The organism is Rhodococcus sp. G6(2025) (genome assembly GCF_058628105.1).
On record NZ_CP179750.1, the window covers coordinates 6,744,564 to 6,765,078 of the forward strand.

Genomic DNA, 20,515 nt, shown 5'->3' on the forward strand with positions numbered 1-20,515 from the left:
ACTTTTCGGGTGGACGGGGGACGGTCAGGGCTGGGCGCGGTATCCGCAGTCGCGGGAGATCCGCGCCCCCACGGCCTGAAGGGGTTCGAGCAGGTCGAGGACGCGTTCGTAACTGAGCACGACGTCGGGCACCGAGACGGAGACGGCGGCGACGACGCGGCCGGACGCGCCACGGATGGGCACCCCGATGCAGTTGACGGACGGCTCGTTCTCCTCCTGATCGTGCGCCCAGCCCTGCTCCCGGACCATGCGGATCTCGTCGAGGTAGCGTTCGGGCGTCGTGATCGTGTTGGCGGTGCGGGCCGAGAAGTCCATCGAGTCGACGATGGGCCGCAGTTCCGAATCCGGCAGGTCGGCGAGGATCACCTTCGCGACCGCGGTGGAATTGAGGTTGGCGCGCAGTCCGATTCGCGAGTACATCCTGATCTGGTCGTGCGATTCGAGTTTGTCGATGTACACCACGTCACCGCCCTCCATCGCCGCGAGGTGTGTGGTGCGCCCGTATTCGCGGTTGAACGCGACGAGGTGCGGTGACGCGATGCGCCGGACTTCCCGCTGATCGGTGGCCTGCGCGGCGAGCTCGAAGATGCGGGAACCGAGGTGGTACTGGTTGCTGTTGTCGCGGAACGTGAACCGCTCGTCGGACAGCGTTCGCAGCAGCCGCAGCACGGTGGTCTTGTGGACCCCGGTGGATTCGGCCAGCTGGTCGAGATTGGCGGGACCGTTGCCGAGTTGCACCAGCAGGTGCAGGGCGCGGGAGACACTCTGACTCATCCGTTCACTCCACTTTCTCGGGGGGAGAAACCGTTGGCGGTGACGCTCGTGGCCGCCCAATCCGATTCGGAGCACCGGAGCAGCTCGTCCAGCAGTTCGGCGGGCGGCGGTGGCGCCGAGTCCGCGGCCACCGTCAGGGTGGCGGCGGCACCGATGTGTCCGCGGCGCAGGCACCGCGCCTGATCCTCGCCGCGCACCACACCGCTGAGATATCCGGCGGCGAAGGCATCGCCCGCGCCGACGGGTTCGACGACGTCGACGCGGAGCGCCGGAACAGCCACACTGCGGCCACTGCGATCGACGGCCAGCGCCCGATGCGCTCCGTCCTTGACGACGACGGTGGCCGGGGCGGGCAGGATGAGCCGCAACTCGTGCGGATCCGCGGTGCCGAGAACGCGCAGGGCCTCGTCCGCGCCGACGAGAACCAGATCGGCGAGATTCGCCAGTTCCACGACCATCCGCGGGTCGCCGTCCGGCCACAGTTGCTCACGCCAGTTGACGTCGAAGCTGACCACACCGGAGATTCCCGGCCGGTCGCGGAGCAGTCTCCGCATCAGCGCGAGGCACGAATCGGACAGGGCCGGTGTGATTCCGCTGCAGTGGACCACGGCGGCGCGGCCGAACAGGTCCGCCACCGCCGGCCCGTCGAGGAAGCCGGGATCCATGGCCGACGCCGCCGAACCCGCCCGGGAATACAGGCTGTCCGTTCGCGGCTCGCCGTGCTCGTCGAGGGCGGTGGCTTTCGAGTAGTGCCCGGTGGGCCGGTCGGGATCGACCTCGATCGCGCGGACGTCGACACCCCGCGCCTGCAGTTCGGTGCGGATGAGGGTGCCGAACTCGTCGTCACCGAGGCGTCCGACCCAGGCGGCGGGGACACCCAGCGCGGCGAGCCCGGCGGCGACGTTCGCCTCGGCGCCTGCCAGGTGGAGTGTCGAGTCCGGGGCCACCAGGACCATCGCCTCACCGAGGCACGCGACACCGGACTCGGGGGTGGGGGTCGATTCCTGCACTTGTTACCTCTACGACTGCTCGGACCGGCACTGGAGTTGCGTTTCGAGAGCCCTCGCCCCGGCGATGCATGCCACACCGGACCGTTGACGATGACCCAGGCCAATGCTAGACATAACTGACTCAAAAACGCAATCACCGTTGCATACAGCGCAACGGTGCACTTCACAGCCCTCCCCCCCGATGAAGACCAGCCCCACAGAACCCGAACGACAGGATCGACGATGACGATCAGCGGACCGGACACACTCGATTCCGGCGCCTTGGCGGAGCTCGACGAGCTGCGCTTGTCCGACGTGGACAAAGCCCTCCCCTCCGCGGCGAACGGCCTCACCAAGACCGAGTTCCTCGGAACGCAGCCGCGGCTGTCCGCCTTCAGCACACCCGTCATGGTCCTCGACGAGACGGCCATCGCCGGCAATCTCGACACCATGGCGGCCTGGTGCGAGGCGCACGGGGTCGACCTCGCTCCGCACGGGAAGACGACGATGTCTCCGGTGCTGTGGGACCGGCAGATCCGCAGCGGCGCGTGGGGAATCACGCTCGCGAACTTCGGTCAGCTCCGGGTGGCGGTGCGATTCGGCGCGCGCCGGGTGCAGATCGCGAACTCGCTCGTCGACCCGACCGCGCTGCGGTGGCTGGCCGAGCAGATGGACGCGAACCCGGAACTCGAAGTCCTGATGTGGGCCGACTCCCCGCAGACGGTCGACGCGATGACCGCGGCACTCGCGGACGTCACGGTGGCCCGTCCGCTGCCCGTGCTCGTCGAACTCGGCGGAGAGGGAGGACGCACCGGCGCACGCTCGGTGGCCGAGGCCGTGAAGGTGGCCGACCGTATCGGCGAGAGCCCCGCACTGCGGTTGGCCGGCGTCTCCGGTTACGAGGGCGCCCTCGCACACGACGCCTCCGAGGAATCCCTCACCCGGGTCCGCACCTACCTCCAGTCGATGGCCGAACTGCATCGCCGGCTCGAGGCCGAGGGTCGCTACCCCGAGGGTCGGAACGTGTACGTGACCGCGGGCGGCAGCGCCTACTTCGACGTGGTCGCCGAGGTGCTCGCCGAACTTGCCGGCGGCAGAACCAAAGTGGTGGTCCGCGCCGGCGCATACATCATCCACGACGACGGCTTCTACACCGGGATCTCACCGTTCGGCCGCAGCGAAGACAGGCAGGCGCGTCGTCTCACGTCGGCGATGCACACGTGGGCCCGGGTGGTGTCCCGCCCCGAGCCGGGCCTCGCCCTGCTGGACGCCGGCAAGCGCGACGTCCCGTTCGACGAAGGACTCCCCACCGCGCAGGCCGTCGCCGGCCAACTCGGGGCGACGCCGCGGCCCCTCGACGGCACCGAAGTGACCGCCGTCAACGACCAGCACGCGTTCCTCCGGCTCGATCCCGCACGGCCCGAACACGATCTGCGTGTCGGGGACGTCGTCCGGCTCGGTCTCTCCCACCCGTGCACCGCGTTCGACAAGTGGCGCTGGATTCCCGTCGTCGGCGACGACTCCGACGATCCCGTCGTCGTCGACCTGATCCGCACCTTCTTCTGATCCCCCGGCCGAGGACTCACATCATGACCACTCTGATCCGTTCCGCCACCGTCGTCGACGGTTCGGAGGCGCCGAGGTACCGCGCCGACGTGCTCGTCGACGGAGACCGGATCGCCGAAATCCGGCCCGAGGCAGATCACTCCGAGACCGGACGCCCCCGCGCGGATCGGGTGATCGACGCCGACGGCCTGGTGCTCGCGCCCGGTTTCATCGACATGCACGCCCACTCGGATCTGCAGATCCTACTGAACCCCGAGCACCCGTCGCGGATCACCCAGGGCGTCACCACCGAGGTACTCGGGCAGGACGGGCTGTCCTACGCGCCCGTCACCGACGACGTGCTCGCGGTGGTCCGGCGCAAGATCGCGGGGTGGAACACCGATCCCTCGGATTTCGACTTCTCCTGGCGGAGCGTCGGCGAATACCTCGACCGACTCGACCGCGGTATCGCCACCAACGTCGCGTATCTCGTCCCGCACGGGGTCGTCCGAGCGCTGGTGGTCGGCTGGGACGACCGGCCGGCGACACCGTCGCAGATCGAGGAGATGCAGCGGATCGTGGCGCAGTCGATGGCGGAGGGTGCCGTCGGGTTGTCCGCGGGGCTGACCTACACGCCGGGGATGTACGCGGACAACGAGGAGTTGCTGGCACTGTGCCGGACCGTCGCCCAGTACGGCGGCTACTTCTCGCCGCACCACCGGTCCTACGGCGCCGGCGCCATGGAGGCCTACGCCGAGATGGTCGACCTGACGTCGCGGGCCGGGTGCGCTCTGCATCTCGCCCACGCCACGCTGAACTTCGGACCCAACAAGGGCCGCGCCCCGGAACTGCTGGCCCTGCTCGGCACGGCCGAATCCGCCGGCGCGGACATCAGCCTCGACACGTACCCCTACCTTCCCGGCGCCACCACGCTGTCGGCGATCCTGCCCAGCTGGGCGTCGGCGGGCAGCATGGAACAGACGCTCGATCGACTCCGGGATCCGGTTACCCTTGAACGCATCCGGGAGCATCTCGAGGTCACCGGCTCCGACGGCTGCCACGGGGTGATCGCCGAGTGGCACACGCTCGAGATCAGCGGCGTGCAGAACGCGGAACTCGACGACTACGTGGGGAAGACCGTCGCGGACATCGCCGCCGCCGAGAACCGCGACCCCTTCGACGTGTGCATCGACATCCTGATCCGCGACCAACTCGGCAGCGGCATCCTGCAACACGTCGGCCACGAGGAGAACGTGCGCGCGATCATGCAGCACCCCCGGCACACCGGCGGCAGCGACGGACTGCTGGTCGGCGCGAAACCGCACCCGCGCGGGTGGGGAACGTTCGCACGCTACCTCGGGCATTACAGCCGCGACCTCGGTCTGATGTCCCTCGAGGAGTGCGTCGGTCACCTCAGCGGCCGAGCCGCGACGCGGTTGCGACTGGTCGATCGCGGCTTCGTCCGCCGCGGCTACGCCGCCGACCTCGTGCTCTTCGATCCGGAGACGGTCAGCGACACCGCGACCTACGCGCAGCCGCGCCAGGCGGCGGCCGGTATCACCCACGTATTCGTTCGTGGCCGCCTCGCCCTCGAGGACGGCCGCCTGACCGGCGCGACCGCCGGAAGATCGTTGCGCCGCGAAGAAGGAGGAGCAGTTCGATGACCGAGATCGACATTTTGCGTGCCGACCGGGTACTGACGGTGGTGCGAGCGGAGACCATCCCCGACGCCGCGGACCTGTGCCACGCCCTCGCCGAGGGCGGAATCCGGACGGTCGAACTCACGTTCACCACGCCCGATGTGCTCCATCATCTCGGTCGCGCCGCCGACGCCGCAGCCGCCGCAGGCAGCATCCTCGGCGTCGGAACCGTGATGACCGGCGATCAGGCCGCCGCTGCGATCGACGCCGGCGCCCGGTTCCTCGTGACCCCCGGCATCCGTCCGGACGTCGCGAAAGTCGCGACAGGACGGTCGATTCCGGTCTTCCTCGGCGCGTTCACCCCCACCGAGGTGGCCATGGCCGTCGACCTCGGCTCGGCCGCGGTCAAGATCTTCCCCGCCAAGCGACTCGGCCCCGACTACCTGTCGGACCTGCACGGCCCGTATCCCGGCGTGGAACTCCTGCCGTCGGGTGGAATCAACGATTCCAACGCCCGCCAGTTCCTCGACGCCGGCGCACTGGCCGTGTGCGCAGGCACCAGCGTCGTCCCACCGTCCAGCGTCGCGGCAGGCAACTGGACCGACATCACCGACCGCGCACGATCGTTCGTCGCCGCACTCTCGAACTAGTCCCACTCTCGCCCGACCCCACCACCTCCCCCTGGAGACGCAATGACGTCGTTCGTCGACTGGCTGCAGCACGACACAGCCGGACTACTCACTCTCGCAGCGGTATCCATCGCCGTGCTGTTGATCCTCATCATCAAGCTGAAGCTCGAGCCGTTCATCGCGCTGATCGTCGTCGGCGTCGGCGTCGCGCTCATCGCGGGAGTGTCGGTGGTCGAACTGGTCGGCACACCGACGTCGGCGGCCGACTCGATCCTGGAGAAGGGGTTCGGCGGCATCCTGGGGCACATCACCCCGATCATCGGCCTGGGCACCGTCCTCGGCGCGATGATGGAACGCTCCGGCGGTGCCGACGTCCTGACCGAACGGCTCCTGAAGTTGTTCGGGCCCAAGGGCGCTCCGCTCGCGATGGGTGTCACCGGCCTCGTCCTCGGCATCCCGGTCTTCTTCGACATCGGCATCTTCATCCTCGCCCCGCTCGTGTACGTGGCGGCGAAGCGCGGCGGCAAGTCGCTGGTGATGTACGCGATGCCGATGCTCGCCGGCCTGTCCATGACGCACGCGTTCCTGCCGCCGCACCCGGGCCCCGTCGCCGCGGCCGGTCTGCTGCACGTCGACATGGGCTGGATCATCATCATGGGTCTCGCCTGCGGTATCCCCGCCTGGTTCGTCAGTGGCGTCGTCTGGGGTAGCTGGATCGGCAAGCGGGTGATCATCGAGGTCCCCGACGAGTTCATCCCGGAGGAGAAGGAAGCCGACAAGAACCCGCCGCCGCTCTGGCTGATCTCGTTCATCATCCTCGTCCCGATGGTGCTGATCCTCGGTGCGACGGTCGGCAACGTGGTCCTCGAGGAAGGCTCGACACTACTGTCCGTCCTCATCTTCCTCGGCACACCCACGATCGCGCTGACAATCGCCGTCCTGCTGGCGCTGTACCTGCTCGGGACCCGGCGCGGAATCACGGCGCAGGAGATCGGTGCGATGTCCGCGGCGGCGTTGAAACCGGTCGGCATGATCCTGCTGGTCGTCGGTGCCGGTGCGTTCTTCGGCGCGGTGCTGCGGGCCACCGGAGTCGGGCAGGCCCTGGCCGACTCGATGGACGCACTCGGTCTCCCGGTCATCCTGTCCGCGTACCTGATCAGCTGCGCACTCCGCATCGCCCAGGGCTCGGCGACCGTCGCCATCGTCACCACCGCAGGCGTCATCGAACCGTCGATCGCAGCCGGAAACTATTCGTCCCCGCAGATCGCCCTGATCGTGATCGCCGTGTCGGCCGGATCCATCATCGCCAGCCACGTCAACGACGGCGGATTCTGGATCGTGTCACGGTATTTCAACATGTCGGTGAAAGACACCCTGAAGACGTGGACGGTGCTCGAAACCATCCTGTCGATAGTGGGCTTCGCGATGGCCTCGCTGATCTGGGTGCTGGTCTAGCTCCCGGAATCCGCGTCGCGCAGCGCCCGCGCCGCACCGGCGAACGTCCGCACCTGCCGGTCGTCCCAGACATGGGCAGGCACACCGCCACCCAGCAGTGTGCGGACGAGTGCGGGGTCGTCGCCGATCGGCACGTCGCTGCCCGCGATCACGATGTTGCCGTAGCGGCGGCCCTTGAGCATGGCGGGATCGGCGATGATCGTGGTGTGCGGGAACACGCTGCCGATGGTCGCCGCCTCCCGGCGCGCCAGGACGAGGTCACGGGTGTCGCCGCAATTGACCGCGTAGATCCCGCCGGGCGCCAGCACCCGTCGCACGTGCCCGGTGAACTCCGTCGTCGTCAGCGGCGCCGGAGTCGTGTTCCCGGCGAACACGTCGCGCACGATCAGGTCGCGGCTGGACTCCGTCAGCGTCTCCGTGACCGCCCGCGCCTCCCCCACCCGCAGCCGCAGCAGTGGGGCCCGCGGGAGGTCGAACCATTCGCGCACCAACTCGGCGAGCTTGCCGTCGAGTTCGACCACCACCTGCCGGGCGTCCGGATACCGGGCGGCGAGATGCCGGGCAAGTGAGCAGGCGCCCCCGCCGAGGTGCAGGGCCCGCACCCGCTGATCCGTCCCCCAGTGCGAAGCGACCAGCTCGGCGATCCACCGCATGTACTCGAAATCGAGGTGCGTCGGGTCCGACAGGTCGATGTGGGAACTCTCGACCCCATTCACCTTCAGCACCCAGCCGTGCGGATTGAGGTGGTCTTCCGCGAGTTCGCACGTGCCCGTATCGATCGGGTACACGCCGGCGACGGGACCCCCGTCGGCTGTCCGGGCAGCCCGACCGCCGCGCTGCCTGCCCATCGTCCGTCTTCCCTACTGCTCGCGCCGTCCGCTCGCGTCTGCTGCGAGAATCGTCCTCCCACGATACCGGGACGAGACACGGGTGACCTACCGTGGTGACGCGCACGAGAAGGGAAGACGATGGAACCTCAGGAAGTCGACTTCGCGCACACCGAAGGCGCTGCGAAGCGACGTCGCGAGAAGGCGATGGGACTCGCGCGGTATGTGTGGGATCGCGGAATCAGCGGTCAGGAACTCCTCGACCTCACCGATGGCACGCTGCGGAAACTCGCCCGGGCGGCCGGGTCGAACCCGCCGAGCACCATGGAGACGTGGCTGACCGTAGTCGAGTTGCTCGACCAGAAAACGGCGTGGGCGGAGCGCCACCCCGACCATCCCGCCGCCACCCCGGCGCACCGCGACGAGAAGATCATGTGGGTGAAGCCGCCGATCGTCCCCTGGACCTCCTGACCCGTGAGTACTTGTTAACCGCCCGCGGTTGATAAGTACTCACGGGCGGAGCATGAGGATGCGGTCGTCGCCCTCCCCCGGATCGCCGCGCCCGTCACGGTTGCTGGTGCTGAACCAGACGGCACCGTCCGGTGTCGCGACGACGGTACGCAGTCGCCCGTACTCTCCGTCGAACAGCGACTGCGGTTCGCCGAGCGCGCCGTCACCGGCCACGGGGATCCGCCACAGTCGTTCGCCGCGCAGCGCCGCGACCCACAGCGCGCCGTCCTGGAACGCGAGCCCGGACGGGGACGCCTCGCCGGTGGACCATTGGACCACCGGATCGACGAAGCCCGCCTCGCCCGACCGCCCCTCGACCTCCGGCCATCCGTAGTTGCCGCCGGGTTCGATGAGGTTCACCTCGTCCCAGGTGTTCGCCCCGAATTCGGTGGCCCACAACCGGTCGGCGTCGTCCCACGCGAGGCCCTGCACGTTGCGGTGCCCGAACGACCAGACCGGTGAACCGGGGGTGGGGTTGTCGGCCGGGATCGACCCGTCGGGGTTGATCCGCAGAATCTTGCCGCCGAGTGAGGACGGGTCCTGGGCGCGTGGCCGGTCACCGGCTTCACCGGTGGCGACGTACAGGTTGCCGTCCGGCCCGAATGCGATCCGGCCGCCGTCGTGGATCGATCCGGCGGGGATGCCCGTCAGGATCGGGGCCGGCTCGCCGAGGCTGCGGCCGTCGAACCGCAGGGCGACCACCCGATTGTCGTCGTCGGTGGTCAGGTACGTGTAAATCATCTGATCCGTTGCGTAGGCCGGTGAGACGGCCAGGCCCAGCAGTCCCGATTCGCCCCGCGCCGCCACACCGGGCACTTCGCCGATCACGGTCGTGTCGCCGTTCGCCTGCAGGTGCCGGATCGCGCCGCTGTCCCGTTCCGCGATCAGTGCCGTCCCGTCCGGCAGGAGCGCGATCCCCCACGGCACGTCGAGGTCGGCGGCGATCACCGTGGGCTCGCTGCCTGCCGGTGCGGCGACCGCGGTGGTCGTCGACGGCCGCGCGGAAGTCCCCTCGGACTGGCATGCCGCACACGTAACGGCCACCAGCAACGCCGTGGCCGAGAAAAGTCGCCGTCCCATGGGTGTCCTCCCGTCACGCGACCGCACCCTGTCCATCCTCCCCCAGGTGAGTGGCAAAGTGTCCTCGACCACGCATCGCCACTCACATGAGGAGGTGACGGCGGGTGATCATTCCGCAGAAGATCGCGCAGGGGATCACAACCGTCGACGCGGACGAAATCACCGAGGACGACGCCCGCCGCGCCGGGGCCGCCTCCGTCGCCGAGGCGCTGGCCGCGCTGCGTGGCACCCCTGGACAGCCGGTGTACCGCATCGGCCTCGAGTGGATCGGCGAGGATCCTCGCATCGCGCTGAGCAGCGCCGCCTACCTCGCGGCAACACCCGACGACCTCTGATCGGTCATTCGCCGCGCTTAGACTGTGCTCCGTGGCCACTGCGGGCGATCTGAATCTGGAGCGGTACTTCGAACGGATCGGGTACGACGGCGACCGATCCGCGACGACGGCGACGCTGAACCAGCTTGCCGCACATCACGCCCGGTCGATCCCGTTCGAGAACCTCGACCCGTTCCTCGGCACACCGAACCGGCTCGACCTGCCGTCGCTGCAACAGAAATTGGTCGAATCACGAAGAGGCGGTTACTGCTTCGAGCAGAATCTCCTGCTGCGCGCTGTCCTGGTCGAGCTCGGATTCGACGTGACGCCGCTCGCCGCGCGGGTTCTGTGGGGATCTCCGATCGATGCGGTCACTCCGCGCTCGCACATGCTGTTGCTCGTCGACGTCGCCGGCGAGCGGCGGCTCGTCGACGTCGGGTTCGGCGGCATGACGCTCAACACCACGCTGCGCCTCGAACTGGACACCATGCAGGACACGCCGCTGGAACCGTTCCGGCTGGTCGACGTCGCGGGCGACTACGCGATGCAGGCACTCGTCGGTGACGAGTGGCGGACCATCTACCGGTTCGACCTCACCAGGCAGTTCCCCGTCGACTACGAGGCCCCCAACTGGTACCTGTCGACCTGGCCCGGATCGCATTTCGTGACCGGACTGATGGCGGCGCGAGCGACGGAAGACCGCCGCTACGCCCTGGCCGGTACGCGACTGACGGTGCACCACCTCGGCGGGACGTCCGAGCGGCGCGACCTGGCGACCGTCGACGAACTGCGGGACAGCCTCGAATCCGATTTTCTCATCGACACGAGCGGACTGGCCACACTGGACGCGGCGTTCAGCCGGCTCCGGCACGCCTAGCCGCCCGGTAGCATGACGGCGTGTGCGAAACAGGTGGCTGCTGAGGTGGCCGAGCAGCCGGCGTCGGGGGAACGGTATTTCCTCGAGTCCCTGGACCGTGGCCTGACCGTTCTCGAATGCTTCGACGAGCAGCACCGGGAACGCACGCTGAGTGAGGTGGCGCAGGCTGTCGGGATCACCCGGTCCACGGCGCGCCGCATTCTGCTCACCCTGGTGGACAAGGGTTTTCTGCGTCTCGACGGACGCAGCTTCTCGCTCACCCCCCGGGTGCTGCGGTTCGGCTTCTCGTACCTAGCCGCGCTGCGACTGCCGCAGGTCGCCGACCCGCACATCGAGGCTCTCGCGAAGGAACTGGGCGAGACCATCTCCGTCACCATCCTCGACGGTCCCGACGTGGTGTACGTGGCGCGGGTCCGCTCGCCGAGGATCATTCGCATCTCGATCACGGTGGGCATGCGGTTCCCCGCGTACGCGACGTCCACGGGACGGGTTCTGCTGGCCGGGCTTTCGGCCGACGCGCTCGACGACTACCTGAAGGCCACCGAATTCCAGTCCTTCACACCCCACACGATCTCCGACGTCGACCAATTGCGCGCCGAGGTTCGGAAGGTCGCCGCGGACGGCTGGTCGATGTCGGAGAACGAGCTCGAGATCGGCATCCGCGGCGCGGCCGTTCCCATCCGGGATAGGACGGGCGCCGTGGTCGCCGCCCTCAACTCCTCGCTGCAGGGCACGCAGTACACGCGGGACGACGTCGAGGTGTCGGTGGTGCCGAAACTCGTTGCGACCGCGGAGCGGATCGGTTCCGACCTGTCCCTCGGCTGACCGCCATGTTCAGTGTGCGTTCGCGAGCTTCGCGGGTGTCGCGGCGTCCGAGGTGTCGGCACTGGCATCGGGCTGCAGTCGCCACGCGATCAGGGCGCTGACGATGCAGCCGCCGGCGAGGTACACGGCCACGAGGTGCCAGGACCCGCCGCTGGCGGTGACCAGCGCTGCCGCGATGAACGGGGTGAAGCCGCCGCCGATCGCGCTGGCCACCTGGTAGCCGACGCCCGCGCCGCTGTACCGGTACTCGGCCCCGAACATCTCGGTGAACAGCGGCTGCTGCACGCTGACGACCATGTCGTGCGAGATGTTGACGAGGAGCACGGCGAGGATGACGGTGCCGATCATCGACCCGTTCTCGAGGAAGATGAAGAACGGGAACGCGCACACCGCGCCGATCAGGGCGCCGAGGATGTAGACGCGTCGCCGGCCGTGCTTGTCGGACAGCCACGCGAACAGCGGGATGGTGCCGATACCCACGGCACCGACGAGCAGGCCGACGTTGAGCATGAAGTTGCGCTCCATCCCCAGTTCCTGGGTGGAGTAGCTCAACGCGAACGTGGTCACGATGTACATCGAGAACAGTTCGGCGAAACGCAGACCGATGATCTGGAGGAATGCCTTTGGGTGGTTGCGCAATGCCTCGACGAGCGGAATCCGCTTCTTGTCCTGCGCGGTCTGCTCCTCCTCGACCTTCTCCACCTTCTCGACGAATTCGGGGCTCTCCTGCACGCCGGCGCGGATCCACAGACCGATACCGACCAAGACGACGCTGGCGACGAACGGAACCCGCCACCCCCACTGGCTGAACGCGTCCTCGGTGGTCAGGTTGCTCATGAGCATGACGAATCCGGTGGCGAGGATGAGCCCCACCGAGTAGCCGACCTGCACTCCGCTGCTGTAGAACGCCTTCTTCTTCGGCGGCGCGCTCTCGACGGCCATCAACGCGGCCCCGCCCCACTCGCCGCCGACGGCGAAGCCCTGGATGGCGCGCAGGGTGACGAGCAGGACCGGTGCCCACCAGCCGATCGACCCGAACGACGGCAGCAGTCCGATCAGGGCGGTGCTCGTGCCCATGATCAGCACGGTGAGGATCAGCATCCGCTTGCGTCCGATGCGGTCGCCGTAGTGGCCGAACACGACGCCGCCGAGCGGCCGGAACAGGAATCCGACGCCGAACGTCGCGAACGCGGCGAGCGTCCCGATCGCCGGGCTGACGTTCGGGAAGAACTCCGAGTTGAAGACCAGTGCCGCGACCAACCCGTAGAGCAGGAAGTCGTACCAGTCGATGACCGCGCCGACGAAACTGCTCAGCGCTGCTCTTCGCGCCTGCTTCTCGGCTGCCGGGGTGAAGGCGTGATCGCTCATTCCGATGTCCCGTCTACGTTTGTGCCGGACAAACTCCGTTCGCATACCGAACGCATGTCCGCTGGTCGAATAATGTGACGGTAGCCATAGCGTTTCCGCGTTGTCAAGAAGACGCAGATACGTGGTACTGCCGTTTCGTCTATCTCACCGGCCCGAAATTCACCGAATCGGCGGTTCCAGAGCCCCCACCACTCGTACACACTTTTCCGAATCAGCGACGCACATCACACCCGGAGTAGCGCCGAAGGGATTTCTCCATGTCAGGAACCACCGATCCGCAGCTTCAGCACACACTGAAGAAGCGGCACCTCTCGATGATCGCTATCGCGGGGGTGATCGGCGCAGGCCTCTTCGTGGGCTCCGGGGTCGCGATCCGCGAGACGGGCCCCGGCGTACTCGTGGCCTACGCGCTCGCGGGCATCGTCGTCATCCTCGTGATGCGCATGCTCGGCGAAATGTCGACCGCCAACCCCGAGACAGGATCGTTCTCGGCGTACGCCGACCGCGCGATCGGCCGCTGGGCCGGCTTCAGCATCGGCTGGCTCTACGCGTGGTTCTGGATCATCGTCCTCGGCATCGAGGCGACGGCCGGTGCCGTCATCATGAACCGCTGGATCCCCGACGTCCCGCAGTGGAGTTGGGCACTGATCCTGATGGTGTTGCTCACGCTGACGAACATCGCGTCCGTGAAGTCGTTCGGCGAGTTCGAGTTCTGGTTCGCGTCGATCAAGGTCGCGGCCATCGTCATCTTCCTGGTACTCGGCGTCCTCGCAATCTGCGGAGCCCTGCCCGGCGTCGAAGCCCCCGGACTCACCAACCTCACCGGCCACGGCGGGTTCTTCCCCAACGGGGCAGGTGCCGTGTTCGCGGCGGTCCTCGTGGTCGTGTTCTCGTTCTTCGGCGCCGAGATCGCCACCATCGCCGCCGGTGAATCCGCCAACCCCGTGGCGGCAGTGCGCAACGCCGTGCGTTCCGTCGTGTGGCGCATCCTCATCTTCTACATCGGCTCCATCGCCGTCGTCGTGACGCTGCTCCCGTGGGACGACGCCTCCGTCGCGCTGAGCCCGTACGTCGCCGTCATGGACTCGTTCGGCATCCCGGCGGCGGGCAACATCATGGACGTCGTCGTGCTCACGTCCGTGCTGTCCTGCCTGAACTCCGGCCTGTACACGGCGAGCCGCATGATCTTCTCGCTCTCCCGCCGCGGCGACGCGCCGGCCTCGTTGTCGAAGATCGGATCGTCGGGCGTTCCCCGCCAGGCCGTCCTCGTCTCAACGGTCGTGGGATTCCTGACCGTGGGCCTCAACTACCTGTACCCGGACACCGTGTTCCTGTTCCTCGTCAACTCCTCGGGCGCGATCGCCCTGTTCGTGTGGCTGGCGATCTCGGTGTCGCAGCTGCGCATGCGGCGCAGCCTCGAGGCGGAGGGCAAGGATCTGTCGCTGAAGATGTGGCTGTTCCCGTACCTGACGTGGTGCACCATCGCCGCCATCATCGCGCTCTGCGTCGGCATGCTCGTGCTGCCCGAGACCAGGAGCCAGATGTACGTCTCGATGGGACTCGCCGTGGTCGTGGTCGGAATCGGGATCTACCGCCAGCGCACGCGCGGGACCACCGACGAGACGCCGGATCCCTCGACCTCCGGCGAAGCGGTCGACGCCCTCCGCCCCTGAGCTCGAATCGGCCGGGCTGTTCGCATACCGAACAGTAGTGCGCTCTCGGAACTCGGCGTACAGTCCCGCCGAGGAAAGGCCGGACCCACCGGCCCGAGGAAGGACCGAAGCTCATGAGGTGGGCGATTCTGGGCGCGAGCAACATCGCCGCCACACGCGTGCTCCCCGCGTTGCGCGAGTGCGGGCAGACCGCGGCAGTCGTGCTCAGCGGCGACGCGGCGCGCGCGGAGGACTACCGGCAGGCCAATGACATCGAGTCCGCCACCGGTGACCTGCGCGACGCGGTCGGCGGGGACGTCCAGGCCGCCTACATCTCCTCGACCAACGACACGCACTTCGACCACGCCATGGCCGCGATCGACGCCGGTCTGCACGTGCTGTGCGAGAAGCCGCTCTCCTTCGACGTCACTCAGGCGCAGAAGATGGTCGACGCGGCCGCGGCCGCGGGGGTGGTCTTCGCGACGAACCATCATCTCCGCACCCATCCCGTTCACCGCGCGGCGCGAAAGTTGCTGGCGGAGGGTGCGATCGGCGACCTCCTGTCGGTGCGCGTCAGCAACGCCATTCTGCTGCGCCAGGCCCTGCGTGGGTGGCGCCTCGACGGCGTCGGCGGCGGGGTCGTCCTCGACCTCGCGGTGCACGACATCGACACGCTCCGCTTCGTCACCGGAATGGAACCCACCACGGTGACGGCGGTCGGCGTCCGCCAGGGACTCAGCGAGGGTCCGGCGGACGCCGTGATGACCAGCGGCGTGCTCGGCACGTCCACCCTGTTCTCGCTCCACGACGCGTACACGGTCCCGCGCGCCGTCACCGGATTCGAGATCCACGGAACGTCCGGCACTCTCGTCGCAGGCGATTGCATGCGCCCCGATCCCACCGGAACGCTGCGGATCGTCGCGGACGGCCAGGACACGACCGTCCCGCTCGAAACCGTCGACAACCTGTACGCACCAGGGATCCGGGCGTTCGTCGACGCCGTCCGCGGGGACGGTGAACCGGTGGCGACCGGACACGACGGACTGCGTTCGGTGACCGCCGCACTGGCCGTCCTGCAGTCGATCGACGCGGGCCGGGCGGTGCGCCTCTGAGGAGAGGCCGCTACATGATCAGCCCGCTGGGGCGACGCCGCAGCGGTGACTGTTCCTGCACGGGCATCGAATTCGGCGGCACGGGGTAGGGTGCACCGGCGTTGAGCGTCCCCGCGGCCACGTTCGGCCCGCACTGCGCGATCGCCGCCTGCAGGCGTGGCCCGGGGTCGGTCATCGCGGGAACGCCGGCGTTCGGCGCCGACGAGAAGTCGAACGCCGACGTCATGTCGCCGACGGCGCCGCGGCGCCACTCGGTGAGATTGGGGACGGGCACGCCGAAGCGCTTCTCCAGCAACCGGAGCTGCGACGTGTGGTCGAACGTGTCGGACGCGACGAGGCCGCCGCGACTGTACGGCGAGACGATCAGCGACGGCACCCGGAAACCGAGACCGATCGGACCCGGATTGTTCTCGCTCTCCGACACCGTGTTCAGCGGAACCGTCAGATATTCACCCGGGGTTCCCGGCGGCGGTGTGGGCGGGGTGACGTGGTCGAAGAAGCCGCCGTTCTCGTCGTAACTGATGATCAGCGCCGTCTTCTCCCAGATCGCCGGGTTCGACGTGAGGATGTCGAGTACCTCGACGATCCCAACCGCGCCGGCGGCCGGGGGCAGCGCCGGATGCTCGCACGTGAAGACGTTGGGCACGATCCAGGACACCGCGGGCAGCGTGCCGTTCGCGACGTCGGCCCGGAAGTCGTTCGGGTACGTCGGATCGAGACCGCGGCGAGCGAGTTCCGAATTCGGGTCGCTGTACTGCGTGAAGCAGCCGAGCATCCCGTCGAGCGCGACACTCGACACGGGGCCGAGGTCCTTGTTGGCGTACACCTTCCAGCTGACGCCGGCCTCCTGCAGGTTCTCCGGATAGGTGCGCCAGGAGTAGGCGAACTTGGGGATCACCGTCGGCGTCTCGACCAGCGGCCCGCCGGCCAGCCCGTCCGGGTCGATCGTGCCCGTCATCCAGTACAGCCGGTTCGGGTCCGTCGGTCCGAGTACCGAGCAGAAGTAGTGGTCGCAGATGGTGAAGGCGTCGGCGAGGTCGTAGTGCACCGGGATGTCGGCGCGCGTGTAGTAGCCCATCGTCGCGGGACCGTTCAGCGGCCCCTCGTGCGCGATGTGCACCGGCATCCACCGGTCCATCGCGCCGCCGTTCCACGCGTCGTGCTGCGGACCCCACGAATGGGTGGGGTCGTTGATGCATTCGCCGTCGAGGTGCGTGCCCTGCGTGGTGTCGAGCCGGAACGGGTTGAGAAACCCGGTCGGGGTCGGACCGGCACCCGGCGTCCAGCCGTACTGCTGCCACGCCGGTGACGGGTCGTCGAAGCCGCGCACCCCCGACAGCGTGCCGTAGTAGTGGTCGAACGAGCGGTTCTCCTGCATGAGGTAGACGAAGTGCTCGATGTCGTTCAACGACCCGCTACCGCCCGGGTCCTGCGCGTAGGCGCGGTCGATCACCGGGCCCGCCCACGAACTGAGGAAGGCGGCGCCACCGGCCGCAGCGGCGGAGGCGAGGAACTTGCGTCGTGAGATGTCCGATGCCGGGGTCACGGATCGTGACGGTAGTCGCTGCGGACGCTGCCCGCCCGGCGAATGCGCAGGTTGCTCTACTGCGGGCCGACGGGCACGTCACCTTCCAGTGTGATGCGGTGCATGACGCGGTGCTGGGTGCCGTAGTCGCGGTTGGCGTAGTGCGCGGTGCTGCGGTTGTCCCACAGGACGAGGTCGCCGAGGCGCCAGCGGTGCCGCACGGTGTGCTCGGGTTTGGTCAGGTGTGCGTAGAGGAAGTCGAGGATTCCCCGGCTCTCCGCCTCGGACACTCCGGCGATGTGGGACGTGAAGCCCGGGTTCACGAAGATGCCCTTGCGTCCCGTCTCCGGGTGCACCCGCACGACGGGATGCTCGACGGGCACGAGCGCGGTGACTTCCTCACCGTCCCAGACGTTTCCCTTGCCGCCACGCTTCTGCGCGAGGTAGTACCCGAATTCGCGGTTGCCGTCGTGCACCGCGGTCAGCTGATCGATCATCTGCCGGACCGGCAGCGACAGCGACTCGTACGCGAGTTGGCTGTCGGCCCAGTTGGTGTCGCCGCCGTGCGGCGGGAGGACGACGGGACGGAGGATCGACCCCAGTGGCGGTCGCTTCATGAACGTCACGTCCGTGTGCCACACGTCGGCGAAACCGTTGTCCTGGCTGTCGAGCGCGTACACCTCCTGCGCGACGTCGCCGCTGTCGTGGACGGGGTGCCCCGCGGTGAGCCGGCCGAGACGGCGACCGAACTCGATGTGGCTCGCGTCGCCGAGTGACTGACCGCGCAGGACCAGCACCTTGTGTTCGGTCAAGGCCGAGCGGATCGCGGCCACCTCGTCGTCGGTGGCGGACGCGACGTCCAGGCCGATGATCTCGGCACCGAAGTGGGGGCCGAACTTGTCGAGCGTCAGCGACGGTGTTCTGGTTTCGAATGCAGTGCTCATGATGTCTTTCCGCGAAGGTGATGGTGCCTGGAGACGGGCGTACCGGCCCGGACCTGCGAACGCGGAGAATGCGTGAGGAATGACCGGATGCCGGAGGCTACCGAGGAGTGGACAGCACGCGGTACGCGCGCCGGACCATCAGCAACAACAGATGTTGGCGCACGTACGGCACAGGTCGACGGTGAGGCGTCGCACCAGGTGAGTCGTATGCACGACGCAATTCCTACCGGATGGGAGGGAAATGAGCAAGCTCGGGGCAATCGGCGGCGATCAGCTCCAGCGCGCCTGGCCGCCGTCGAGCGGGATGGTGGCACCGGACAGGTACCCGGCGTCGGGGCCGACGAGGAAGACGACGGCACGTCCGATGTCCTGCTCGCAATCACCGATCCGGCCGAGCGGGATCGACTTCACGAACTCGGCGGCCTCCTCGGGATTGTTCTCCGTCCACCATTTCAGGCCCGGGGACAGTGCGTGCGGCGCAATCGCGTTGACGCGGATTCCGTCGGGTCCCCATTCGCTGGCCGCGGTCCGGGTGAGCGAGCGCATCGCCTCCTTGGTGGCCGCGTAGAGCCCGTAGCCGCTGGTGTCCCACCGCACCGCCGAGGAGGTGACGAGGTTGATGATCGAGCCGCCGCCACGCGCCTTGAGGTGCGGGTAGCACAGCTGCATGAGGAACAGGGTGGCCACTGGGCCGACGGCCATGGCGCGGTCGAGAAGTTTCGGAGTGATGTCGAGGAGCGGTCCGAGTGCGCTCGCGTTGGCGTTGTTGACGAGGATGTCGATGCCACCGAACGCATCCACGACGCGGTCGACCATCGGGCCGAGCTGATCGCGTTTGCTGACGTCGCAGACGATCGGCTCGGCGACGCCGCCGAAGTCGGCGATGGCGGCGCACGTGTCGACGAGTTTCGACTCCGTTCGCCCGACCACCGCGATTCGGGCACCCTCCTTGGCCAGCGCGAACGCCATGCCGGCGCCGACGCCCTGACCGGCGCCGGTGATCAGTGCGACCTTGCCGGCCAGTGTCCCCATCACGAGTCTCCTTTGCCGGGTTCCGTGTCGGCTGCCCACCGGTTGGACGTCAGCCGGAAGCTGGGAATGTCGGCCAGCGACATCACCGCCTCGTAGGTCCGCTCGTATCCGGTGTGGGCGATCCGCCATCGGCCGTCGGGTCCGCGGACGTAGCGGTCGGAGTAGAACGCCGCCCCGCGCAGCACCATGTCGTGTTCCGGGATCAGCACGGTGTCCGACAGATACCAGCGTCCGGTCGCCGTGTCGCCGTCGACGTCGATCTCCGGGTGACCGCAGTGGTGTTCGGTGATGGTCTGCGGCCCCAGATTCGACTTCATGAATTCGACGAGCGCGTCGCGCGACTCGAACGCGAGATGCTCACCATAGTTCGCCGTTGCGTCGGGAAGGAGCGTGTCGGCGAACTCGTCCCAGCGTTTCGTGTCCAGGGCCCGCAGATACGCGTACTTGAGCCTGCTGATCGCGGCGACGGCCTCGAGATCCACGGAATTCACCCTTCGTCCGCCCCCAAAACTGACACCTGTTCTACCACGGATCGTCAGGTGTGGGGGCGGACTCGGGGATTACCGGCCGGTGCTGCCCGCGGCGGTCATCGGCTGACGCTGCCCGCGTCGACCGGCAGGGCGACGGACGTGATGTACCGCGCCTCGTCCGAGGCCAGGAACAGCGCGGCGTTGGCCACGTCGACCGGCTCGATCCACGGAATCGACAGCATGTTCATCGTCACGGCCGCCGCCGCGAACTCTTCGCGGGTGGGGTGCTCGAGGTCGGGCCGGAACGCCCGCCGCACCATGTCGTTCTGGATCATGTCCGTGTCCACGTTCGTGGGATGCACGCTGTTCACCCGCACCCGGTGCGGCGCGAGCTCCTTGGCCAGCGACCGCATCAGACCCACCACCCCGTGCTTGGCCGCGGTGTAGTGGGCGACGCCGACGAGCCCGCGCAGCCCCGCGATGGAACTCGTCAGGATCATCGCCCCGCCGCCCCGCTCGATCAGGTGCGGCGCCGCCGCCTTGCACGTCTGCCACACCCCCGTCAGATTGACGTCGAGCATCGTCTGCCACGTCTCGGCGTCGAGGTCCAGCGAGGCACCCGAGGACGTGATGCCTGCCGTGGCACACACGAAGTCCAGCCCGCCCAGCTCGCCGGCCGCCGCGGTGACCGCCTCGGCGAGCACCGCGCCGTCACGCACGTCCACCTGCGCAGTCACGATCCGGCGGCCGGTGTCCCGGACCAGTTTCGTGGTCTCCTCGAGATCCTCCGGACTCGCCGGTGGCGTCACCACCGTGCCGACCGGGCCACACAGGTCGACGGCCACGACGTCCGCGCCCTCCTGTGCGAACCGCAACGCCTGCGCCCGGCCGATCCCGCGTGCGGCACCGGTGACCAGGACGACTCTTCCGTTCACTCGACCTGTCAT

General features: G+C 68.2%; 20 protein-coding genes. 10 read left to right on the top strand and 10 right to left on the bottom strand.

From position 1 onward, the window contains the following. Nucleotides 1-24: 24 nt before the first annotated feature. Nucleotides 25-774, bottom strand: coding sequence for an IclR family transcriptional regulator (locus ACLIVD_RS31235; protein ID WP_005251230.1), 750 nt, complete (start codon nt 772-774; stop codon nt 25-27). Continuing rightward, nucleotides 771-1,784, bottom strand: a complete 1,014-nt coding sequence (locus ACLIVD_RS31240) for a sugar kinase (RefSeq protein WP_283333763.1) — start codon at nt 1,782-1,784, stop codon at nt 771-773. The genes ACLIVD_RS31235 and ACLIVD_RS31240 overlap by 4 nt, the downstream gene beginning before the upstream one ends. Nucleotides 1,785-2,006: 222 nt before the next feature. Here ACLIVD_RS31240 and ACLIVD_RS31245 point away from each other — a divergent pair, with 222 nt between their 5' ends. The 4 genes from ACLIVD_RS31245 to ACLIVD_RS31260 are packed head-to-tail and all read left to right on the top strand — an operon-like array spanning nt 2,007 to nt 7,032. Beyond that, nucleotides 2,007-3,329 carry an amino acid deaminase gene (locus tag ACLIVD_RS31245; RefSeq protein ID WP_491931190.1) on the top strand — a complete coding sequence of 441 codons (1,323 nt, stop codon included), beginning with the start codon at nt 2,007-2,009 and terminating at the stop codon, nt 3,327-3,329. 23 nt (nt 3,330-3,352) lie between these two features. After that, nucleotides 3,353-4,972: an N-acyl-D-amino-acid deacylase family protein gene (locus ACLIVD_RS31250; protein ID WP_491931191.1), complete on the top strand. Its 1,620-nt coding sequence runs from the start codon at nt 3,353-3,355 to the stop codon at nt 4,970-4,972. Then, complete coding sequence (locus ACLIVD_RS31255) at nt 4,969-5,598, top strand: bifunctional 4-hydroxy-2-oxoglutarate aldolase/2-dehydro-3-deoxy-phosphogluconate aldolase (RefSeq protein WP_007297628.1); 630 nt, start codon at nt 4,969-4,971, stop codon at nt 5,596-5,598. The genes ACLIVD_RS31250 and ACLIVD_RS31255 overlap by 4 nt, the downstream gene beginning before the upstream one ends. 42 nt (nt 5,599-5,640) lie before the next feature. Then, nucleotides 5,641-7,032, top strand: a complete 1,392-nt coding sequence (locus ACLIVD_RS31260) for a GntP family permease (protein ID WP_105417911.1) — start codon at nt 5,641-5,643, stop codon at nt 7,030-7,032. Here the strand turns inward: ACLIVD_RS31260 and ACLIVD_RS31265 are convergent. Next, a complete protein-coding gene (locus ACLIVD_RS31265) occupies nt 7,029-7,880 on the bottom strand; it encodes a spermidine synthase (protein WP_477952672.1) in 852 nt (283 codons plus the stop codon). The two genes, ACLIVD_RS31260 and ACLIVD_RS31265, sit on opposite strands and share 4 nt — an antisense overlap. Nucleotides 7,881-8,000: 120 nt before the next feature. On the opposite strand from ACLIVD_RS31265, the gene ACLIVD_RS31270 reads away from it, so the two are divergent. Next, entirely contained in the window at nt 8,001-8,330 is a 330-nt protein-coding gene (locus tag ACLIVD_RS31270; RefSeq protein ID WP_280780534.1) for a hypothetical protein, read from the top strand. A 39-nt stretch (nt 8,331-8,369) separates the two neighbouring features. On the opposite strand, the gene ACLIVD_RS31275 is transcribed toward ACLIVD_RS31270, so the two are convergent. Beyond that, nucleotides 8,370-9,449, bottom strand: coding sequence for a PQQ-dependent sugar dehydrogenase (locus tag ACLIVD_RS31275; RefSeq protein WP_491931193.1), 1,080 nt, complete (start codon nt 9,447-9,449; stop codon nt 8,370-8,372). 104 nt (nt 9,450-9,553) lie between these two features. On the opposite strand from ACLIVD_RS31275, the gene ACLIVD_RS31280 reads away from it, so the two are divergent. From ACLIVD_RS31280 to ACLIVD_RS31290, 3 genes are read left to right on the top strand one after another with little or no spacing between them, the layout of a single operon-like run. After that, a complete protein-coding gene (locus ACLIVD_RS31280; protein WP_317568204.1) occupies nt 9,554-9,784 on the top strand; it encodes a hypothetical protein in 231 nt (76 codons plus the stop codon). A 31-nt stretch (nt 9,785-9,815) separates the two neighbouring features. Beyond that, on the top strand, nt 9,816-10,640 hold the full coding sequence (locus ACLIVD_RS31285) for an arylamine N-acetyltransferase family protein (protein WP_491931194.1): 825 nt from the start codon (nt 9,816-9,818) through the stop codon (nt 10,638-10,640). Nucleotides 10,641-10,685: 45 nt separating this feature from the next. Beyond that, nucleotides 10,686-11,465 carry an IclR family transcriptional regulator domain-containing protein gene (locus tag ACLIVD_RS31290; RefSeq protein WP_491931195.1) on the top strand — a complete coding sequence of 260 codons (780 nt, stop codon included), beginning with the start codon at nt 10,686-10,688 and terminating at the stop codon, nt 11,463-11,465. A 9-nt stretch (nt 11,466-11,474) separates the two neighbouring features. Here ACLIVD_RS31290 and shiA read toward each other — a convergent pair whose 3' ends face one another. Then, complete coding sequence (gene shiA / locus ACLIVD_RS31295; protein ID WP_491931196.1) at nt 11,475-12,833, bottom strand: shikimate transporter; 1,359 nt, start codon at nt 12,831-12,833, stop codon at nt 11,475-11,477. A gap of 257 nt (nt 12,834-13,090) precedes the next feature. On the opposite strand from shiA, the gene ACLIVD_RS31300 reads away from it, so the two are divergent. Both ACLIVD_RS31300 and ACLIVD_RS31305 read left to right on the top strand, forming a co-directional pair. Continuing rightward, the gene (locus tag ACLIVD_RS31300; RefSeq protein WP_280780540.1) at nt 13,091-14,506 is read left to right on the top strand and encodes an amino acid permease; all 1,416 of its coding nucleotides are present in this window, start codon (nt 13,091-13,093) and stop codon (nt 14,504-14,506) included. Between the two features lie 113 nt (nt 14,507-14,619). Further along, nucleotides 14,620-15,597, top strand: a complete 978-nt coding sequence (locus tag ACLIVD_RS31305; protein ID WP_491931197.1) for a Gfo/Idh/MocA family protein — start codon at nt 14,620-14,622, stop codon at nt 15,595-15,597. Between the two features lie 10 nt (nt 15,598-15,607). On the opposite strand, the gene ACLIVD_RS31310 is transcribed toward ACLIVD_RS31305, so the two are convergent. From ACLIVD_RS31310 to ACLIVD_RS31330, 5 genes are all read right to left on the bottom strand, one after another. Next, the gene (locus ACLIVD_RS31310; RefSeq protein ID WP_283354401.1) at nt 15,608-17,143 is read right to left on the bottom strand and encodes a phospholipase C; all 1,536 of its coding nucleotides are present in this window, start codon (nt 17,141-17,143) and stop codon (nt 15,608-15,610) included. Nucleotides 17,144-17,199: 56 nt separating this feature from the next. Further along, entirely contained in the window at nt 17,200-18,066 is an 867-nt protein-coding gene (locus ACLIVD_RS31315; RefSeq protein ID WP_283354400.1) for a TauD/TfdA dioxygenase family protein, read from the bottom strand. Nucleotides 18,067-18,336: 270 nt separating this feature from the next. After that, entirely contained in the window at nt 18,337-19,098 is a 762-nt protein-coding gene (locus ACLIVD_RS31320) for an SDR family NAD(P)-dependent oxidoreductase (protein ID WP_491931198.1), read from the bottom strand. Beyond that, a complete protein-coding gene (locus ACLIVD_RS31325; RefSeq protein WP_491931199.1) occupies nt 19,098-19,580 on the bottom strand; it encodes a nuclear transport factor 2 family protein in 483 nt (160 codons plus the stop codon). The genes ACLIVD_RS31320 and ACLIVD_RS31325 overlap by 1 nt, the downstream gene beginning before the upstream one ends. Before the next feature lie 104 nt (nt 19,581-19,684). Continuing rightward, a complete protein-coding gene (locus ACLIVD_RS31330; RefSeq protein WP_491931200.1) occupies nt 19,685-20,515 on the bottom strand; it encodes a mycofactocin-coupled SDR family oxidoreductase in 831 nt (276 codons plus the stop codon).